1 protein-coding gene is annotated in these 503 nt (G+C 72.6%); it reads right to left on the bottom strand.

What is annotated here, in order from left to right; genetic code table 11:
* On the bottom strand, window positions 1–503 hold a 503-nt coding region (locus AC1DWF_RS39120; protein WP_476843755.1), incomplete at both ends, for a sigma factor-like helix-turn-helix DNA-binding protein.

The raw sequence follows: 503 nt of genomic DNA on the forward strand, positions 1-503 counted from the left end.
GAGCCGCAGCGCCCTCTCCAGCCCCAGGATCGGGTTGCGGAAGGCCAGCACCTTGCCGCCGCCATCCGAGTGGATCACGACATTCTCGGCCAGCAGGCTGCGCAGCGCCCCGGTGTCGCCCTCGTGGGAGGCGCGGAAGAAGGCCCGCGCGATCCGCTCGCCTTCCTCCGGTGGCACGGGGTAGCGCGGGCGCGCTGCGCGCACATGCTTGCGGGCGCGGACGGCCAGCTGGCGGACGCCGGCCGGCTCGCGCTCCAGCGTGGTCGCGACCTCGTCGAGCGGGACGCCGAAGACGTCGTGCAGCAGGAAGGCCGCGCGCTCCAGCGGCGAAAGCCGTTCCAGCGCCAGCATCAGCGTGAGGGTGAGCTCGTCGGGGTGCATCTCCCCGTCCTCCCGGGGATCGAAGATGGGCTCGGGGAGCCAGCTGCCGACATAGCTCTCTCGCCGCGCGCGAGCGGAACTCATGGCGTCCAGGCAGAGCCGCGTGACGATGCGGGTGAGGA

The sequence above is a fragment of the Aminobacter sp. P4_D5 genome (assembly GCF_056401815.1).